The organism is uncultured Bifidobacterium sp., assembly GCF_963540075.1.
Lineage (GTDB): Bacteria > Actinomycetota > Actinomycetes > Actinomycetales > Bifidobacteriaceae > Bifidobacterium.
The window spans coordinates 46,859-65,833 of sequence record NZ_CAUTOG010000003.1 but is presented as its reverse complement, the minus strand read 5'-3'; the positions used below and the strand labels follow the sequence as shown (position 1 = coordinate 65,833).

Genomic DNA, 18,975 nt, shown 5'->3' with positions numbered 1-18,975 from the left:
AGCGGGCGACCGCGTCCCGTCCCCTGTACTGGCCGCTGCAGGAGTTCATCTACGCCGACGGCGAGCTCGACGCGCCCATCCGCTGGGCGGCCCAGCGGGTGCGGGACTCGTCGCCGGACTTCGATCCCTCTCGTCGGCCCCTGATGTTCACCGGGGAGGCGACCTTCCCCTGGATGTTCGAGCAGGAGAAGGCCCTCCGCCCCTTCGCGCCGGCCGTGGAGCGCATGATGGGGGAGACCCGTTTCGGCCGCCTCTACGACCCCGATCGTCTCGCCGCCAACGAGGTGCCCCTGCAGGCCGCCGTGTACGTCGATGACATGTACGTGCCCTCCGAGCTGTCCCTCGACACCCTCACGCGCATCGGGCGCTCGCATTACTGGGCGACCAACGAGTTCGAGCATGACGGCGTGCACGGCGACCGCGTCCTCGCCCGGCTGTACCGGGAGGCGCTGGACCGGGGCGATCTCGAGGGGCTCATGTCGTAATGCCGGCGTCGGCCCCGGGGAAGACCATGATGGGAACGGCATGAAGCACCGTGGAATCCCGCATGGGGTCCGACGGGGCTTTGATTGGGACCGAGCAAGGAGGACCAGTGGCCGAGGACGTCACCATCGGATTCATCGGATACGGGAACATGGCCCAGGCCATGGCCAGGGGGCTCGTCGACGCCGGCGTCGTCGAGGGCTCGCGCATCGTCGCCTGCGCCGCGCACCAGGACAGGTTGGAGAGGAACGTCAAGGTCATCGGTGCCCGTGCGCTGCGCAACGCCGTGGAGGTGGCGGCCGCGTCCGACGTGGTCGTCGTCGCCGTCAAGCCGAATCTCGTCGAGCAGGTGCTCGCCCCCGTGACGACCGAGCTCGTCTCCCCGTCGCGCTTCGTCGTCTCCGTGGCCGCCGGATGGGATCTGGAGCGCTACCAGGCGCTGCTCGGCGCCGAGGCGCACGTCCAGTGCACCATCCCCAACACGCCCATCGCCGTGGGGGAGGGCGTGCTGATCGCCGAGACGGACAACACGCTGACCGATTCGCAGACCGCGCTGTTCGAGCGGATCCTCTCCCCGGTGGCGATGATCGAGCGCGTCGACTCCGCGCACATGGGCATAGCCATGGTCATCGCCAGCTGCGCCCCGGCCTTCACCGACATGTACCTGGAGGCCCTGGGCGACGCCGGGGTCGAGTTCGGCCTGTCCCGTGACGCCGCGTACCGGCTTGCCGCGAAGATGGTCGAGGGCGTGGGCGCCCTGTACGTCGCCGACGAGCGCCATCCCGGCGCCATGAAGGACGACGTGTGCTCGCCAGGCGGCACCACCATCCGCGGGGTGGCGTCCCTGGAGAAGTCCGCCTTCCGCGGGGCCGTCATCTCCGCCGTGGAGGCCATCGAGGGGCGCTGAGGGCCTCGGGGCCCGGGGTCGCATCGCCGCGCGCGCATCCGGCCCCTTGTGGGATGCGCGCGCGGGGTGGCGGACGCTCGCGCCCGCGTGGACCCCGGTCCCTCCCGCGCCGAGGTCCTCCGTCGCCGTAGACTGGGGACCATGTCCCTCACCATCGGAATCGTCGGCCTGCCCAACGTCGGCAAGTCCACCATGTTCAACGCCCTGACCAAGAACAACGTGCTTGCGGAGAACTACCCCTTCGCGACCATCGAGCCCAACACGGGCATCGTCCCGCTCCCGGACGACCGCCTTCCGGCGCTCGCCCGGCTCGTGCACACCGAGACGATCATCCCCGCCACGGTGACCTTCGTCGACATCGCCGGCATCGTCAAGGGGGCGTCCGAGGGCGAGGGCCTCGGGAACAAGTTCCTCGCCAACATCCGCGAGGCTGACGCCATCTGCGAGGTGGTGCGGGCCTTCGACGACGACGACATCGTCCACGTCAACGGGCATGTCGATCCGGCGGATGACATCGACACCATCAACACCGAGCTCATCCTCGCCGACCTGCAGACCATCGAGGGCGCGCTGCCCAGGATGGAGAAGGACCAGCGCGGCGGCAAGGTCGCCCCCGAGCGCATCGCCGCCGTGAGGAAGGCGCAGGAGATCCTCGGACAGGGGGAGACCATCGACCACGCCGCCTCCGCGGGGAAGGTCGACATGGCCGAGCTGTACGACCTGCATCTGCTCACCGCCAAGCCCTTCATCTACGTGTTCAACGTCGATGACTCCCAGCTCGCCGACCAGACCCTCCATGCGAGGCTCTCGGCGCTCGTGGCCCCCGCGTCGGCCATCTTCCTCAACGCGCAGTTCGAGTCGGAGCTCAACGAGCTCGACGAGAAGGACGCCCGGGAGATGCTCGAGGACGCCGGATTGAAGGAGTCGGGACTCGACCAGCTGGCGCGCGTCGGCTTCGACGTGCTCGGCCTGCAGACCTTCCTGACGGCCGGGCCCAAGGAGGTGCGCGCCTGGCAGATCCACAAGGGCTGGACCGCCCCTCAGGCCGCCGGCGTCATCCACACCGACTTCGAGAAGGGCTTCATCAAGGCGGAGGTCGTCTCCTATGACGACTTCATCGCCGCGAACGGTTCCATGACGGCCATCAAGGAGGAGGGCAGGCTTCGCCTCGAGGGGCGCGACTACGTCATGCAGCCCGGCGACATCGTCGAGTTCAAGTTCAACGTGAGCAAGTAGGGTCGTCCGCCATCTGGTGCGTCGTCGGTCTCGTCGGGGTCGCGGCCGTGCGGCATCGTGGGTCCGACGGATGTTCCCCACGGAAGGACGAATCGATGAACGACGCGCGTACCGTCATCCTCCATGCCTCTCAGAACCCGCATGACGTGACGAGGGCGGTGAACTCGGCCCGGCATCTGCATGCCGCCCATCCCGGGCTTGACGTGCGCGTCATCGTCAACGGGCCGGCCCTTGACGGTCTTCTGGCGGCCGACGCTCCGGCCGCGCCGGACGGCGTGCGCGTCCAGGCCTGCGCCGTTGGGCTGAGGAAGCGTGGAGTGGCTCCCGACGCTCTGCCGCGCGGGGTGGAGACGACTCCGGGGGCGGTCACGGCCATCGTCGAGGCCGAGCTCGCCGGGGCGGCCTACGTCCGCATCTGAGCGCCCACGCGGGATCCTCGCCGTAGGGCGCCTTCCATGAATGGGGACCGGGCGGCCATCCATGCGGCTTCCCGACGTCCATCGCCGCTGGGCGGTCGTCGGCCGACGAAGGCGGACCTCGACTTCCTTCGCGGCGATGCGGGAGGCGCGTTGGACGACGTCCTGCCGGCGGACGGTTTCTCCCCGCGTCTTCTCATCGTGGGCATCAACCCGGGCCTGTGGACGGCGGCCGTGAATGCGCCCTTCGCCCATCCCGGGAACCGCTTCTGGCCGTCCCTTGAAAGGGCCGGCATCACCGACGGGCTCGTCGACGTCTCCCGCGGGATGAGCCGGGAGCAGGCCGATGCGCTCGTGCGGCGCGGCGTGGCCATCACGAATCTCGTGGCGCGACCGACGGCCCGCGCCGCCGAGCTGAGTCGTGACGAGCTGCGCGCCGGGGGAGAGCTTCTGGTTCGTCGCGTCGAGTCGATGCGGCCAGGGGCCGTCGCCGTCGTCGGAATCACCGCCTTCCGTACGGCGTTCCGCCGTCCGCATGCGAGTCTTGGGCTTCAGGGGACGGACGGAATCGCCGGCTGGCCTCCGGACGTCGCCCTCTGGGTCGTTCCCCAGCCCAGCGGGCTCAACGCCCACGAGACGGTGGACTCGCTTGCGGCGAAATGGCGCGAGGTGTGGGGAATGGTTCGGACGGATTCCGTGCCTAGAGGTCAGCGCACCGGGGCATGAGTCCCCGCATCCTCCTGCGTCATGCGGAACGAGGGATGCGGCATGGTGGGCATGCCGTCGGCGTCGTCTATGGTTGACCCATGCAGATGGTGACGCATGCCGACATCGTCGGCGATCTTCATGCGCTGGGTGTCCGGGAAGGCATGGTCCTGCTCGCGCACGTCTCGATGTCCCGCATCGGGCGTGTCGTGGGCGGAGAGCAGACCGTGGCCGAGGCCCTGCTTGAAGCGGTCGGCGAGTCCGGGACGCTGGTCATGCCTGCGCAGTCATGGCAGCTGTGCGACCCTGCCTATCTGGCGGATCCGGGGGTTTCGCCCGCCCTGTGGCCGATGATCCGCGCGAACCTTCCCGTCTACGATCCGGCCGTCACCCCGACGCGCACGATGGGGAGGACGGCGGAACTGTTCCGCACCATGCCGGGCGTGCTGAGAAGCTCCCATCCCCATCGTTCCTTCGCCGCCCGAGGGCCCTTGGCCGAGCGTATCCTCGCCGTGCATGACCTGGACGATCCGGTCGGCGAGAGGTCGCCGCTCGGTGCCATCGAGGCGATCGGCGGATGGTCGCTGCTCATCGGCGTGGGATACGAGAAGTGCACGATGCTTCATCTCGCGGAGGAACGCAGCGGGACGCTTCGCGAGACCGCCCGCAACGGGGCGCCGCTGATGGTCGAGGGCCGACGCCGATGGGTGGGGTTCGACGAGCGCGTCGTCCATGACGAGGACTTCCCCGAGGTCGGACGCGCCTTCGCGCGGGAGACGGGGCGTGAACGCTCGGGGCCCATCGGTGCGGCGCCTTCCCGGCTGGTCCCCGACGCCGAACTCGTCGGCTTCGCATCGGCATGGTTTCGGCGACACAGGACGGTTTCCGGGAAGACGGACCAGGTGTGAGGGATTCCTCGGGACGTTCGTTCCCGCCAGGTTCATTCCGCGTTCACCGAGACGGTGGCCATCCGTCATACGTCCGACATCGGCAGGTAACGGCAGACGCCTAGCCTCACTGTGGTCGTCTGGGGAGGAAGGGTTCCGTCCCGTCCGACCGAAAGGCGGAGACATATGGCACGCGTCACCGGGCTCACCGAGGGGGGTCGGCTCACGGAGGAGCAGCGCAGGATACTCGACAATCCACGGGTCCGCCGCGTGGCCGCCATCCTCGCCGACGAGCGGGTCGTCGGTCGCATCCTCGCACTGCACGAGTCGGCGCGCACCGCCGCGGAGGCCGCCGTCGCCTGCGGATGCGAGGTCGGGGCCATCGCCAACAGCCTGATCTTCCGATGCGATGACCGCCCGCTGCTCATCCTCACCTCCGGGGCGCATCGGGTCGACGTGAAGAAGGTCCAACATCAGCTCGGACGCGGGCGTCTGCATCGGGCCGACCCCGACTACGTCCTGCAGGTCACCGGGCAGGTGATCGGCGGGGTGGCCCCCGTCGGCCATCCTGACCACATCGAGACGATCGTCGACACGGCCCTCGCCGATCATGCCAGGGTCTGGGCCGATGCCGGACATCCCCATGCCCTTTTCCCCACCACCTTCGAGGAGCTTGTGCGCATCACCTCGGGCACGCCGATGGATGTTGCCTGAGCCGGGTTCCGGGGATCTCCCCGTCGTCGATCGGTGTTCTCCGTCAGCGGAATCCCGGAACATCGGGGCCTGCGTCCTGTTTCTCCAGATGAACGGCCACGGAGCTCCGGAAGGGGTTCCGGAGGAAGCCGAACGTCGCCGGAGTCGTCGAGGACACGGCCGGCGTCCCGACCCCGTGGCCAGGGAACTCAAGGAGTATGCATTATGGCTATGTTTCCGGCACTGATGAACGACACGATGTTCGCCGACCTGTTCGACGACCCGTTCTTCTCGGGCTGGCGCAACGCCAACGCCGAGGCGGTCGCCCCCACCAGCATGATGAACACGGACGTCCGTGAAACCGACAAGGCCTACGTGGTCGCCATCGACATGCCCGGCTTCAACAGGGACGACATCGCCCTGGAGCTCAAGGACGGCTATCTGACGGTGTCCGCGCACAAGGACGAGAAGCATGACGACAAGGACAAAGGCGGCAGGTGGCTGCGCCGCGAACGCTATGTCGGCTCATGCTCCCGCAGCTTCTACGTCGGGGACCAGGTCAAGGATTCGGACGTCCATGCCAGCTACAGGGACGGCACGCTGTCCCTCGAGGTCGCGAAGGTCCAGCCGAAGGCCCAGGTGGAGTCCGGTCGCCGGATCGCCATCGAGGGCTGACGGCCGGCCCGGCACCAGTCGTGCTCGCGACTCCGGCGATGCGTGCTCCGAAGCGGCGTCGCCGACGCGGGAGGCCGGGTGGCTGTCCGGGACGCGCGTTCGTCGCGAAGACGCCCCTATCGTCAGGAAGGCCGGTCCCCTCGGGGGCCGGCCTCCGTCATGTCCGGATTCCTTAGAGCGTCCTCCGGGACCGTCGCCCCGCTCCTTTCCGCGATTCCGTTCAGGCCGAGCGGGCGTCCCGGAGCGTGGCCTCCAGAGGGGACCGGGGGACCTGCGACCAGCTAGTCCGACATCGTCAGGGTGGCGACCTTCGCGCCCTTGGCGTCGGTGATGGAGACAACCGAGCCCTTCTGCGACCAGCGCAGGCTTCGCGTCTGCGTGCCCAGAGGTCCGGTCGCGGTCAGGGTCAGCGCGCCGCCCGTCGAGAAATCCGCCGTGGCCGAGGCGCTGACGCCGAGGACCGTGGCCGATGCCGTCCATGTCCCTTCGGGGGATCCGGACAGCGTCGACGATGGCGTGACGAGCGTCGGCTGGGCGGTTTCGAGCGCCACCTTGAACTCCGCGACCGAGATCCCCTCGATGGGCAGGACGTCCATCATCGTCTGCGCGGCGTCGCCGTTGACGGCGATGGAGGACACGCGGTAGGACGCTCCGGATGAAACGGAATCTCCGGTCTTCACGGTCGCCTGCAGCGAGCCGTCATATCCAGGGAAGGACAGGGTAAGCGTGTCCCCGGATGCCGCGACGCGGATGTCGGAGCTCGATCCGTCACCCTTCAGGTCTCCCGACAGCGTCATCGTGCCGGAGAGGGAGACCGCCGAGCCTCTTTCCCCAAGGGCATGGATCGCGACCCCGATGGCCGTGGCGAGCGCGAGCAGGATGACGACAATCGTCAGGACGCGGAAGGCATGGCCATGACGATGGGCGCTGCGTCCGGAGACGGCGGCGCTGGGCGGGACGTCGGATTCCTCCGTCCCGGGCGTCGCCAGGGTCATGGGCGTCCGCGATTCGGTCGCCGGCTCCGTCCTGGCTCCGAGCGGATTCATGCCGTCGTCGTTCATCGCTCTCCCATCCTCGTCCTGACGGCTTCTGCCGGTCCGCATGGCGGAGCCCGTTCTGGGTCCGCATCCTGACAGCCATGCGCCTTCCGTAGGACGAATGCTGAGGCCATGGTATGCCCGAAGGGCGCCGCGGGCTGGCGCCGCTCATCGGCTGCCGTCTGGCCGACGCGGCCGAGGTGGCGGCCGTGGGCTAGTTTGGTCAGGGACGGTCATCGGTGACGGTCGTCACGGACAGCCGCCGGCGTCGTCATCGCAGGATCCTCGTTCCGGCCGCCGGAGCGCCGGGGGACGAGCGGGGGACCCAGAGGGTGACGCGGGGACGGACCCGCGGAAGGACGGACGAATCCATGGGTATGCCATTGAACATGTACGTGATTCGCCATGGCGAGTCGGAGGCGAACGTCATCGTCAAGGCGGGCGAGCAGGGCGACGACTCCCTCTTCACCCAGGACAACGTCACCGTGCCCGACCGCTCCTGGCGGCTCACGGCCACCGGACGCAAGCAGGCGGACTGCATCGGCCGCTGGCTCGTCGGTCAGCAGCAGCTCTTCGACCGCTATCTCGTCTCGCCCTACGTGCGCACGCGCGAGACGGCCGCCACCATGGCCCTGCCCAAGGCCAAATGGGAGGAGACGCGAGTCCTGCGCGAACGCTCCTGGGGGGAGATCAGCACCGTGACCCAGGAGGAGTTCCGCACGAACTACGAGCGCAACTGGATGTTCAAGCGCACGGATCCCCTGTACTGGAGGCCGCCGGCGGGAGAGTCCATCGCCGACGTCGCCGAGGACCGCGTGCACAATCTGCTGACCTCCCTCAACCGACGCTCCGAAGCCGAATCCGTCGTCGCCGTCACGCACGGGGATTTCATGCTCGCCCTCATGCTCACGCTGGAGGACCTCTCCGACGAGGAGTTCCTTCGCCGCGCCGACAGCGACAGGTGGCGGATCACCAACTGCACCTGCCTGCACTACTCCCGACGCGATCCGGACACGGGTCGCACCTCCCGCCGTCTGCGCTGGGAGCAGACGGCGCGTCCCGTCTACGACCCCTCGACCAGTCGCTGGGAGGTCCAGGTGGAGCCCTGGCGCGAGTTCCAGAGGCCGCTGCTGTCCAACGGCGACCTCGTGGACGTCGTCCACGCCGTCGACCCGCATCTCGAAAGCTACGTGCGCTGACCGTGGCCGTGGATCCCCGGCCGTCCCCGGGACGTGCTCCGGCGGGCATGGAGGCGATGGTCCGCCGCCGCGTCGAGGAAACATCCCGGTGCATCCCCTCGGTACAATGTGCCCCGACGTGCGCACGGCATCATGGTCCGTGCGACGGGCCAGAAGGAGAAGGCGGATGAGCAACATATTCACCTGGAAGCTGCATGGGGACGGCAGGACGCTCAAGCCCGGAGAGGTGGTCGCGCCCGACGAGCGCCTGACTTGGGGCCGGACCGCGGGCATCGGCGCCCAGCATGTCATCGCCATGTTCGGGGCGACCTTCCTCGTCCCGATCCTCACCGGGTTCGACCCGTCGACGACGCTGTTCTTCACGGCCATGTCGACGGCGCTGTTCCTGCTCATCAACAGGAACAAGCTCCCCAGCTACCTGGGAAGCTCCTTCGGCTTCATCGCCCCCATCACCGCCGTCACGACGGCGCACAAGGGCATCGCCGTGGCGAGCTTCGGCATCCTGGTCACCGGCGTGCTGCTCGCCCTCGTCGGCCTGCTCGTGCACTTCGCCGGGGCCAAGTGGATCGACATCATCATCCCGCCCGTCGTCAACGGCGCCATCGTCGCGATCATCGGCTTCAACCTCGCGCCCACCGTCTGGACGAACTTCCAGAAGCAGCCGGACACGGCGATCGTCACGCTCGTCGCCGTGCTTCTTATCGCCGTGCTGTTCCGGGGGCTTCTCGGTCGTCTCAACATCCTGCTCGGCGTGATCGTCGGCTACGTCTACGCCTGCATACGAGGCCAGATCGACTTCTCCACCGTGTCCAAGGCGGCGTGGATCGGCCTGCCCACCTTCCATCTGCCGCAGGTGGACTTCTCCATCCTCGCCATGTTCGTCCCCGTCGTCCTCGTGCTCGTCGCCGAGAACGTCGGGCATGTCAAGTCCGTGGCCCAGATGACCGGCCGGAACTACGATGACCAGATCGGCACCGCGCTGTTCGCCGATGGCGTCGGCACCGCCATCGCCGGTTTCGGCGGCGGTTCCGGAACCACGACCTATGGGGAGAACATCGGCGTGATGGCCTCGACGAAGGTGTATTCGACGGCCGCCTACTGGTGTGCCGCCGCCTTCGCGCTCATCCTCAGCCTGTGCCCGAAGTTCGGCGCGATCATCAACACCATCCCCACCGGCGTCCTCGGCGGCGTCACCACCCTGCTCTACGGCATGATCGGCATGATGGGCGTGCGCATCTGGGTGGACAACAAGGTCGACTTCGACAAGCCGCTCAATCTCATGACCGCCGCCGTGACGATGATCATCGGCATCGCCGGATTCTCGTTCGCCGTCTCCGGCGTCCAGTTCAACGGCATCGCGATCGGCACCATCGTGGTGCTCGTCGTCTACCACGGGCTCAAGGCCCTCGGGAGGCTGACGGGGGCGATCTCCGCGGACGACTGATTCGTCCCGGCGACCGATCTCGTATGGCAGGGGCCGGCGGATGCGTTCCGCCGGCCCCTGCCGCTTCCTGCGGAGGCTAGGCCTTCGCCAGACCCATGAGGAATTTGAGAGTCATGACGCGCACCGCCGACTGCTCGACGCGGGAGGCGAAGGACGCATCCGTGCGTGCCCTGGCGATGAGCCGTCCAGCACCGGCTGGTTGTAGGCGGCGGCTCCCATGCAGGCGAGGTCGCCGCCGGCCTCGATGAGCCGCACCCCCAGCTGGTCCGTCGCCGTCGAGCTCAGAGCCGAGGCCGACAGCGAGTCGGAGATGACGACGCCGTCGTATCCGAGGTCTCCGCGAAGCAGTCCGTCGACCACCTTCGAGGAGAAGGCGGCGGGCGCGGAGGAGTCGATCCTCGCATAGGTGGCCACCGACATCATGACCATGCCCGGGTCGGCGGCGATCGCCGTGGCGAAGGCCTGCACCTCGCCGCCTTGGGCGGTCGTCGTCGTGTCCATGACCCCCGAGGAGGTGAAGTCCGTGGTGCCGTTCACGGCGCCCAGACCGGGGAAGTGCTTGACGGCGTCGAAGAGGCTGCGGAGGGGGCGTCGTGGACGCCGAGGGATGGGATGCCGTGGCGGTCGGCGCGGCCCAGAGGGTCGCGGATGGCATCGACGCCCTATCCAGTCGGGAGGGGACGGGCTGCGCCGAATGCGCATCCGAGGCGACCGTCATCGTCGGCTACGCCGCGTGCGGGGAGGCCATGAGATGGTTCCATGCCTGGGCGACGGTCGATGGCAGAAGGACGGCGGCCGCGAGAGCCAGCGAGGTGAGGGCCATGATCCGGCGTTGCCCCCGCCGCCAGGACGTCGTCGGTTCCTGACCCCGAGAGTCCGGAACCGACGACGGGACGGTCTCGTGCCCGTCGTCCGTCGCCTCCGCTGGGGAGACGACATGTCGCGGATGGTGTCGTGCCATGCGCCCCACCCGAGGCGGTGGCGAGGATGGCCGGCCCCTCATGGTCGTCGGTCGGGAGGTTGCGCGGCCGTCGTGATGGGCGCCCGTCGTTCCGGTTCGTCCGTCATGCTGCCGGCGTGAATCCCGGCGAATTCCCAGCCGGCGGATAGGCTGGTCCCATGGGTTTGACAGAACTGTGGAGAAAAATCATAGCGGCGATGTCCGGCAACGCACGCGGGAAGGACGACCCCGTCGTCACCGACGTTCACGTCGACGGCGACCCCGAGTCCGGAGCCGGACGCGGACCCCATCGTCCGGGGAGGGACCGGACCCGCATCGCCGCGGCCCCGCGGCCGCGTCGCGGCATGAAGGTCGCCATCGGCGTGGTGGCGGTGCTGGCTCTCGCCGTCGGTCTCTTCCTGGGACTCGACCGTTTCCTCACCGACCTCATGTGGTACGGGCAGCTCGGCTTCTCCAGCGTCGTCTGGACCCAGCTGTGGACCAAGGTCGGCCTGTGGGCCGCCTACGCCCTCGCCATGGTCGTCGTCAGCTACGGGTCGGCCTGGCTGGCCATCCGGGCGCGTCCGGACTTCTCGGACGGCTCCACCATCCGCATTCGCGGCGACGTCCTCGAAATCGGCCACGGCGTCAGCTCGCGCACCGCACGGCGGGTCACCATCGTCGTCTCCCTCATCGTGGGGGTGGCGCTCGGCTCGCGCTTCAACTCCCACTGGGCCCAGATCCTGCTGATGGCCAACGCCCAGTCCTTCGGCACCAGGGATCCTCAGTTCGGTCTCGACGACGGCTTCTACGTCTTCGTTCTTCCCGGTCTGCGTCTCGTGGTCTCCGCCGTGGCCCTGCTGGTCCTCGTCGGCCTGCTGTTCGGCCTCGGCACCCATCTGGCGATGGGCGGAATCCGCTTCACCATGCCGGTGAAGGGCCGCGGCCTGTTTTCCATGACCGCACGGGCGCGACGGCAGATAGCCGTGTGGATCCTGCTGTCCATGCTGGTGTGGGCGGTCCAGCAGGTCCTCGCCGTCTTCGGCACGCTCACCGAGGAGGGCGACCGGATCACCGGCGCCACCTACACCACGGTGCATGCCACCATCCCGATCGGATTCCTCATGGCCGCCCTCACGGCGGCGCTTGGCGTGCTGCTCGCCGTGTGGCTCGCCCGCTCGCATGCCATTGACGGTCCCGCCCCCATCGGCGTCAGGGCTTCGGTCGCCCTTCGCGCCTGGAGGGTCCCGGCCGTGGCGGTGGGGGCGGTCGTCGTCGTCAGCCTGCTGCTGACGGGACTGTGGCCGGCGATCATCCAGCGCTTCAAGGTCAACCCCAACGCGCAGGAGGCCGAATCCACGTACATCCAGCGCAACATCGACGCCACTCGCGCGGCCTACGGGCTCGACAAGGTCAAGGTCGAGCAGTACAAGGCCACCACCACCGGCAAATCGGGGGCTCTTGCCACCGAGGCCGAAAGCACGGCGCAGATCCGGCTTCTCGACCCCCAGGTCGTGTCCTCCACCTTCAAGCAGCTGCAGCAGTCCAAGCAGTACTACACCTTCGCCGACACGCTCGCCGTCGACAAGTACGACATCGACGGCGTCAGCCAGGACACGGTGATCGCCGCACGCGAGCTCGACCTGTCCGGCAACGACAACCGCAACTGGGTCAACGACCACACCGTATACACGCATGGCTACGGGGTCGTGGCCGCCTACGGCAACAAGGTCACCTCCGACGGTCAGCCCGAGTTCTTCGAGTCGGGCATCCCGACCCAGGGCAAGCTCACCGAATCCGAGAAATACGAGCCGCGCATCTACTTCTCCCCGAACGCCCCCGAGTACTCCATCGTGGGAGCCCCCAAGGGCACCTCCTCCTGGGAGTTCGACTATCCCACGGGCTCGGACGGGGCGACGACGACCTTCACCGGCAACGGGGGCCCCAGCGTCGGCAACCTGTTCTCCCGGCTTCTGTACGCCGTCCGATTCGGCTCCGACCAGATCCTTTTCTCCGACCGCGTCACCTCGGCCTCGCAGATCCTCTACGACCGCAGCCCCAAGGAGCGCGTCGCCAAGGTCGCGCCCTACCTCACGCTGGACGGCCGCGTCTATCCGGCGGTGGTGGACGGCCGCGTCAAGTGGATCGTCGACGGCTACACGACATCGGACGCCTACCCGTACTCGCAGACCACCGACCTCGGGTCCGTCACCGAGGACTCCACCACGCGCTCGTCCAGCACGGTGTCGGGTCTGGGCTCGCAGAACGCCAACTACATCCGCAACTCGGTCAAGGCCACCGTGGACGCCTACGACGGTTCGGTCACGCTGTACGCCTGGGACACGAGCGACCCGGTGCTCAAGGCCTGGGAGAAGATCTTCCCGGGGCAGTACCACTCCATATCGGAGATCTCGGGCGACCTCATGAGTCATCTGCGCTATCCCGAAAGCCTGTTCAAGGTCCAGCGGCAGCTTCTCGCCGACTACCACGTCACCAGCGCCAGCCAGTTCTTCTCGGGCGAGGACTTCTGGCAGGTGCCTGTCGATCCGACCGAATCCACCAAGGAGCAGGACGAGGACGTGCTGCAGCCCCCGTACTATCTGACGCTGCAGACCGGAGGATCGAAGAAGCCGGTGTTCTCGCTCACCTCCTCGTACATTCCCGCCGGCACCTCCACCCGGGAGATCCTCACCGGATTCCTGTCGGTGGACTCCGACGCCGGAAGCACGGCGGGCGTCAAGGGGACGAGCTACGGGACCATCCGTCTCGAGGAGCTTCCCAAGGACTCGAACGTGCCCGGTCCCGGCCAGGCCCAGAACAACTTCAACGCCGATGCCGACGTCTCGAAGGAGCTCAACCTTCTCGAATCGGGCTCGACGACGGTGACGCGAGGCAATCTGCTCACGCTGCCGCTGGGCGGCGGGCTGGTGTACGTCCAGCCCGTGTACGTCCAGTCGAGCGGTTCCACGCGCTTCCCCCTGCTCAAGAAGGTGCTTGTCGCCTTCGGCGAGCAGGTCGGCTTCGCCGACACGCTCGACCAGGCCCTCGACCAGGTCTTCGGCGGCGATTCCGGCGCCTCGGCGGGTGATGCGGAGAACGTCTCGTCCTCGTCCGGCTCGTCGTCGGGTTCGTCGTCCTCGGAATCCTCGTCCGGCTCCACGGCGTCCTCGGGCTCCTCCTCCGATTCGGCAACCGCATCGCAGCTGAAGAAGCTGCTCGAGCAGGCGAACCAGGCCATGCAGGACTCCGACTCGGCGATGAAATCCGGTGACTGGACCGCCTATGGCCAGGCCCAGAAGCAGCTCAGCGAGGCGCTCAGCAAGGCGATGGAGCTCGAGAAGTGAACGGCCCGGGCGTTGTCCGTGGCGGGGCGACGGGATTCGACCCCGACCGGTCGGATACCGGCCCGGTCTCGGACGTTCCGGGCTTCCTGCTGCGTCCCGCCGAGGAGGATGACGTTCGGGGCATCACCGACGTCTACAACGAGGCCGTCGCGGCCGGCGGGTCGACCGCCGACCTGAAGCCCTGCAGCGTCGGGCAGCGCCGTGAGTGGATGTCCTCGCACGTCCCACGCCGGCTCTATCCCATTCTCGTTCTCGTACAAGATCCAGGAGCCGCCCCGGCGCCCCGGGAGGGGAGCCGCATCGAGGGCTTCGGATCGTTGTCGCGCTTTCATCCCCGTACTGGCTATGACGGGGTGGTCGAGCTGAGCTACTACGTGGCGTCGCGGGCCCGAGGCCGGGGCTGCGGAACGATGATCGTCGACCGCCTCCTGCACGAGGCCGTGGCCCAGGGACATCGCATGGCCACGGCCATCATCTACGCCGACAATGCGGCCTCGATCGCCCTGATGCGGCGATTCGGATTCACGCGCTTCGGTCTTCTCCCGCACGCCTGCGTCGACGGCCGCGACCCGGGGTGGCGGACGGGGAGCCCCCGGCTCGCTGATATGAGCTACTGGTACCGCGACCTGCGCTCCCTGTGACTCCCGTCCGTCGCGCTGGGTAGCATGGCCCGACGGTGCGCGGGATGGCGACGCGGTCCGGCGGCATCGAGGCGAAGACGGCAGGGAGCCATGCTCCCAGGCGGCGAGGAAGCGACGGGGAGAGGACGCATGGCATCGGAGTTCTGGCTCATCGCGGGTCTGGGGAATCCGGGAGCGAAGTACGAGGGCACCCGGCACAACATGGGCTTCATGGTCGTCGACGTCCTCGCCGAGCGCTGGGACGTGAGCCTGTCGGATCACAAGGGGCTTGCACGCCTCGGCCGCGGGGTCATGAGGCTGGACGGGCGGATGGCCAAGTTCCTTCTGGCCAGGCCGCTCACCTACATGAACGACTCGGGGGACGCCGTCTCCTCCATCGCGAGCTACTACGGCATCGACGTGAAGCGCATCGTCGTGGTCCATGACGACATGGACCTTGACTTCGGACGCATCAAGGTCAAGACCGGAGGATCCTCAGGCGGCCACAACGGCATCCGCTCCATCGACCGCTCCCTCGGAGACAACTCCTACTCCCGCGTGCGCATGGGCACCGGCCACCCCCGGCGCGGCCCGGACGCCCACGAGAAGGTCATCGACTGGGTGCTCAGCGGCTTCGACGCCGCGCAGCGCCATCAGCTTCCCGATGTGCTCGCCGACGGCGCCGACGCCGTCGAGACGGTCGTCATCCATGGGCTTGCCGAGGCGCAGGAGCGGTTCAATGGCCGCTGAGGCGACGAGCACGGCGGCGGCCAAGGCCTCGATGGCGCTGGCCGCGGGACAGGCGTCATCGGACCCGCTTGAGGGGTCGCTTCACGGCCTGCTGACGCGTCTGCGGAAGGACCGCGCCTTCGACGACCTCACGGCGTCCGTTCGGTCCGTAGGCGTTCCCGCAGCGGGGGTGTCGAAGCACGGCCTGGAGGGGGACGTTATCGTCCAGGCGCCCTCGGGCATCCGTCCGGCGCTTGCGGCCGCCGCGGCCTCCTCCCGCCCGGTCGTGATCGTCGTCGCCTCCGACAGACAGGCGAGGGAGACCGTCGATTCCCTGCGGTCCTGGTATGACGGGCCCGAGACCGACGTGGCCCTGCTGCCCTCGTGGGAGACGCTGCCGCATGAGCGCCTCTCCCCGCGGGCCGACACCGTGGCCTCCCGCATGGCGGTGTTCCGGCGGCTGAGGCATCCCCGGCCCGATTCCCCGATCTTCGGACCCATCCGGCTTCTCGTCATGCCGGTGAGGTCGCTCGTCCAGCCCGTCGTCGCCGGTCTGGGGGACGTCGAGCCCCTCGTGTTCTCCGTCGATGCGACGCTGCCTCTTGAGGAGGCCTCCCGTCGGCTCGTCGAGAACGCCTACTCCCGCGTCGATCTCGTCATGGACCGCGGCGAGTTCGCCGTGCGCGGCGGCATCCTGGACGTCTTCCCCCCGACCGCCCCCTACCCGGTGCGCATCGAGTTCTTCGGTGATGACATCGACGGGATCCGTCGCTTCCATGCCGCCGACCAGCGCACCTTCGAGGACGTCACGGAGCCGGTCTGGGCGACTCCCTGCCGGGAGCTGCAGCTCACCTCGGCCGTCAGAAGGCGGGCGCGCTCCCTCATGGGCCGCATCGCCAACGCCGACGACATGCTGCAGTCCCTGGCGGATGCGATTCCCGTCGAGGGCATGGAATCCCTCATGCCGGTCCTCGTCGAGGACATGGAGTCCATCCCCTCCCTGCTGAGGTCCGACGCCCTCGTCATGCTCGACGACGTCGAGCGTCTGCGTCGCGCGGCGACGGATCTGACCGCCACGGCCAACGAGTTCCTGGCCGCCAGCTGGCATGTGGCCGCCAGCGGACATGGCGCCGGGGCGCCGCTGAGCTTCGAGAAGGCGAGCTTCCTCGACATCGACGAGACGCTGTCGGCGCTGTCGCTGTCGGCTCATCCCGTGTGGAGGCTCACCGACTTCGGCGTCGACGAGGACTCTCCGGGCCATGTGCGCCTCGAGGCCGTGCCCCCCGACGAGTATCGGGGGGAGGAGAGCCGCGCCGCGGCGGGGCTCAGGGGCCTGGTGGACTCCGGCTACGACCTGACGATCACCGCGGCCGGCCAGGGCACGCTGAACCGTCTGTCGCGCGTCGTCTCCGCCACCGGGACGACGGCCTTCCATGCCCTGAGATCCCAGGCCTATGAGGGCTTCGTCGACCATGCGGCGCATGTCGCCCTGCTCACCGAACGCGACCTGACGGGCCGCAACGGCGTTGCAGGGCGGTCCGGGACGCCGAAAAGGCGCCGTCGCGCGATCGACCTCATGGAGCTCAAGCCCGGCGACTACGTCGTCCACGAGCAGCATGGCATCGGCCGCTTCCTCGGTATGAAGCGCAGGCCGGTGGGATCGGGCTCGCGGGACGGCGCAGCCACGCGCGAATACCTCGTCATCGAATACGCGCCTTCCAAGCGCAACGCTCCTGCCGACAAGCTGTACATCCCCACCGACCAGCTCGACCAGCTGGGGCGCTACATCGGCTCCGACGCGCCCAAGCTCAACAGGCTCGGAGGATCGGACTGGGCGGCGACGAAGGCCAAGGCCCGCAAACACGTCCATGAGATCGCGCAGGACCTCGTGCGCCTGTACTCCGCTCGGCAGAGGACGTCCGGATTCGCCTTCAGCCCCGATACGCCCTGGCAGCGCGAGCTGGAGGACGCCTTCCCCTACCAGGAGACCCCCGACCAGCTCACCACCATCGACGAGGTGAAGGCCGACATGGAGCGGCCCGTGCCCATGGATCGGCTCATCTGCGGGGACGTGGGCTTCGGCAAGACGGAGATCGCCGTCCGAGCCGCCTTCAAGGCCGTTCAGGACGGCAAGCAGGTGGCCGTGCTCGTCCCCACCACCCTGCTTGTGCAGCAGCACTACGAGACCTTCACCGAGCGCTACGAGGGCTTCCCGGTCACCGTGGCCGCGCTCAGCCGCTTCCAGACGGCGGCCGAGGTGCGAAAGACCATGGCGGGGCTTGCCACGGGCGAGGTGGACGTCGTCATCGGCACGCATAAGCTGCTCAATCCCTCGATCCGCTTCAAGGACCTCGGTCTGCTGATCATCGACGAGGAGCAGCGCTTCGGCGTCGAGCACAAGGAGAGCCTCAAGGCGCTGCGCACGAACGTCGACGTGCTGTCGCTGTCCGCCACGCCGATTCCCCGAACGCTGGAGATGGCGGTGACGGGGATCCGTGAGATGTCGACGCTGGCCACGCCCCCCGAGGACCGTCTTCCCGTCCTCACCTACGTGGGCGCGTCGGAGGACGCGCAGATCGCCGCGGCCATCCGCCGCGAGATGCTCCGCGGCGGGCAGGTCTTCTACGTCCACAACCGCGTCGAGGACATCTCGCGCGTGGCGGCGAAGGTCAAGGAGCTCGTCCCCGACGCGCGCGTCGCCATCGCGCACGGCAAGATGGGGGAGCGGCAGCTCGACCAGGTCATCCGCGACTTCTGGCACAGGGACATCGACGTGCTCGTGTGCACGACGATCATCGAGACCGGACTTGACATCTCCAACGCCAACACCCTCATCGTCGACCACGCCGACCGGTTCGGCCTCAGTCAGCTCCACCAGCTGCGCGGCCGCGTCGGGCGCGGCCGGGAGCGGGCCTACGCGTACTTCCTCTACGACGCTGGCCATCCCATGACGCAGGAGGCGCATGACCGGCTCTCCACCATCGCCCAGCACACGGCGCTTGGCTCAGGCTACGACGTCGCGATGAAGGACCTCGAACTGCGCGGCACGGGCAATCTCCTCGGCGACGAGCAGAGCGGGCATATCGAGGGCGTCGGCTTCGACCTCTACGTGCGCATGGTCTCCGAGGCAGTCGAGGAGTACCGCAACCCCGGGAGGGCCGAACCGGTCTCCGTGAGCATCGACCTGCCGATCGAGGCCTCCATCCCCGTGGACTACATCGATTCCGACAAGCTTCGGCTCGAGTCCTACCGCAAGCTCGCGGCGGCCCGCACCGAGGACGACCTGCGCGATCTGCGCGAGGAGCTCACGGACCGCTACGGCACGCCGCCGAAGGATTTCGACGCCCTGTTCTCGGTGGCTCGTCTGCGGGCCCGCGCGCGGGACATGGGCATCGAGGAGATCGCCCAGCAGGGCTCGCGCGTCCGGGTGCGCCCCGTCGAGCCACCGGACTCGGTGCAGATGCGCCTGTCGCGGGTCTATCGCGGCAGCCAGTACCGTCCCGTCACGCGTACCTATCTCTTCCCGGCGCCCTTCGCCGGGTCGCTCGGCTCCGCGCCCATGGATTCCTCCGAGGTCGTGCGCTGGGTGGATGGTCTGCTCGACGACCTGCAGTGGAGGCCGTCGGGACGCTCGTAGGACGGATCCGGAGGATCCCCAGG

At 68.3% G+C, this 18,975-nt stretch carries 15 protein-coding genes and 2 pseudogenes; 15 read left to right on the top strand and 2 right to left on the bottom strand.

The window, feature by feature from the left end:
• From RWX87_RS01235 to RWX87_RS01200, 8 genes and pseudogenes are all read left to right on the top strand, one after another.
• Positions 1–485, top strand: a pseudogene (locus tag RWX87_RS01235) (proline iminopeptidase); the annotation flags it as partial.
• Positions 486–592: 107 nt separating this feature from the next.
• Complete coding sequence (gene proC / locus RWX87_RS01230) at positions 593–1,390, top strand: pyrroline-5-carboxylate reductase (RefSeq protein WP_314686037.1); 798 nt, start codon at positions 593–595, stop codon at positions 1,388–1,390.
• 141 nt (positions 1,391–1,531) lie between these two features.
• A complete protein-coding gene (gene ychF, locus RWX87_RS01225; protein WP_314686035.1) occupies positions 1,532–2,626 on the top strand; it encodes a redox-regulated ATPase YchF in 1,095 nt (364 codons plus the stop codon).
• Between the two features lie 95 nt (positions 2,627–2,721).
• Entirely contained in the window at positions 2,722–3,045 is a 324-nt protein-coding gene (locus RWX87_RS01220; RefSeq protein ID WP_314686033.1) for a hypothetical protein, read from the top strand.
• Positions 3,046–3,081: 36 nt separating this feature from the next.
• On the top strand, positions 3,082–3,768 hold the full coding sequence (locus RWX87_RS01215) for a mismatch-specific DNA-glycosylase (RefSeq protein ID WP_314686031.1): 687 nt from the start codon (positions 3,082–3,084) through the stop codon (positions 3,766–3,768).
• A gap of 80 nt (positions 3,769–3,848) precedes the next feature.
• Entirely contained in the window at positions 3,849–4,655 is an 807-nt protein-coding gene (locus RWX87_RS01210; RefSeq protein WP_314686028.1) for an AAC(3) family N-acetyltransferase, read from the top strand.
• Between the two features lie 165 nt (positions 4,656–4,820).
• Positions 4,821–5,348: a YbaK/EbsC family protein gene (locus tag RWX87_RS01205; protein WP_314686026.1), complete on the top strand. Its 528-nt coding sequence runs from the start codon at positions 4,821–4,823 to the stop codon at positions 5,346–5,348.
• Positions 5,349–5,552: 204 nt separating this feature from the next.
• Positions 5,553–6,002 carry an Hsp20/alpha crystallin family protein gene (locus RWX87_RS01200; RefSeq protein WP_314686024.1) on the top strand — a complete coding sequence of 150 codons (450 nt, stop codon included), beginning with the start codon at positions 5,553–5,555 and terminating at the stop codon, positions 6,000–6,002.
• A gap of 281 nt (positions 6,003–6,283) precedes the next feature.
• On the opposite strand, the gene RWX87_RS01195 is transcribed toward RWX87_RS01200, so the two are convergent.
• Positions 6,284–7,063 (bottom strand): hypothetical protein, encoded by a 780-nt coding sequence (locus RWX87_RS01195; protein ID WP_314686021.1) that lies wholly within the window; start codon positions 7,061–7,063, stop codon positions 6,284–6,286.
• Positions 7,064–7,410: 347 nt separating this feature from the next.
• Here RWX87_RS01195 and RWX87_RS01190 point away from each other — a divergent pair, with 347 nt between their 5' ends.
• The gene (locus RWX87_RS01190; RefSeq protein ID WP_314686018.1) at positions 7,411–8,238 is read left to right on the top strand and encodes a histidine phosphatase family protein; all 828 of its coding nucleotides are present in this window, start codon (positions 7,411–7,413) and stop codon (positions 8,236–8,238) included.
• A 166-nt stretch (positions 8,239–8,404) separates the two neighbouring features.
• Positions 8,405–9,682, top strand: a complete 1,278-nt coding sequence (locus RWX87_RS01185; RefSeq protein WP_314686017.1) for a solute carrier family 23 protein — start codon at positions 8,405–8,407, stop codon at positions 9,680–9,682.
• 76 nt (positions 9,683–9,758) lie between these two features.
• Here the strand turns inward: RWX87_RS01185 and RWX87_RS01180 are convergent.
• Positions 9,759–10,246, bottom strand: a pseudogene (locus RWX87_RS01180) (glycoside hydrolase family 3 N-terminal domain-containing protein); the annotation flags it as partial.
• A 29-nt stretch (positions 10,247–10,275) separates the two neighbouring features.
• Here RWX87_RS01180 and RWX87_RS01175 point away from each other — a divergent pair.
• The 5 genes from RWX87_RS01175 to mfd all read left to right on the top strand — a co-directional run bounded on the left by RWX87_RS01175 (position 10,276) and on the right by mfd (position 18,952).
• A complete protein-coding gene (locus tag RWX87_RS01175; RefSeq protein ID WP_314686014.1) occupies positions 10,276–10,548 on the top strand; it encodes a hypothetical protein in 273 nt (90 codons plus the stop codon).
• A 292-nt stretch (positions 10,549–10,840) separates the two neighbouring features.
• Positions 10,841–13,966: a UPF0182 family protein gene (locus tag RWX87_RS01170; RefSeq protein WP_314686046.1), complete on the top strand. Its 3,126-nt coding sequence runs from the start codon at positions 10,841–10,843 to the stop codon at positions 13,964–13,966.
• Between the two features lie 86 nt (positions 13,967–14,052).
• Positions 14,053–14,607 (top strand): GNAT family N-acetyltransferase, encoded by a 555-nt coding sequence (locus RWX87_RS01165; RefSeq protein WP_314686045.1) that lies wholly within the window; start codon positions 14,053–14,055, stop codon positions 14,605–14,607.
• A 129-nt stretch (positions 14,608–14,736) separates the two neighbouring features.
• A complete protein-coding gene (pth, locus tag RWX87_RS01160) occupies positions 14,737–15,336 on the top strand; it encodes an aminoacyl-tRNA hydrolase (protein WP_314686013.1) in 600 nt (199 codons plus the stop codon).
• Positions 15,326–18,952, top strand: coding sequence for a transcription-repair coupling factor (gene mfd / locus RWX87_RS01155; protein ID WP_314686012.1), 3,627 nt, complete (start codon positions 15,326–15,328; stop codon positions 18,950–18,952). Before pth ends, mfd begins: the two co-directional genes overlap by 11 nt.
• Positions 18,953–18,975 lie beyond the last annotated feature (23 nt).